Here is a 234-nt window from a genome sequence, read left to right as displayed (position 1 = left end):
CAGCTTGTACGTGCCGTCGCCCTGCGGCTCGGCGCGCGTGCGCACGGCGGCGAGATCGGAGCCCGCCTGCGGCTCGGTGAGGTTCATCGTGCCGGTCCACTCGCCCGAAATGAGCTTCGGCACGTAGCGCTGCTTCTGCGCCTCGCTGCCCGCCGTGAGCAACGCCTCGATCGCGCCATCGGTCAGCAGCGGACACAGCGCGAACGAGAGATTCGCCGAGTTGAGCATCTCCAC

At 68.8% G+C, this 234-nt stretch carries 1 protein-coding gene; it reads right to left on the bottom strand.

Annotated features, from left to right (window positions below):
- The coding region (locus SB772_RS45760) for an acyl-CoA dehydrogenase family protein (RefSeq protein ID WP_410839244.1) at positions 1-234 on the bottom strand (234 nt) is incomplete at both ends.

Origin of the sequence: Paraburkholderia sp. SIMBA_030 (assembly GCF_046535245.1) — a bacterium.
In the GTDB taxonomy this organism is placed as follows: domain Bacteria; phylum Pseudomonadota; class Gammaproteobacteria; order Burkholderiales; family Burkholderiaceae; genus Paraburkholderia.
The sequence above is the reverse complement of the archived record's forward strand: the minus strand, read 5'-3'. Positions and strand labels throughout refer to the sequence as shown.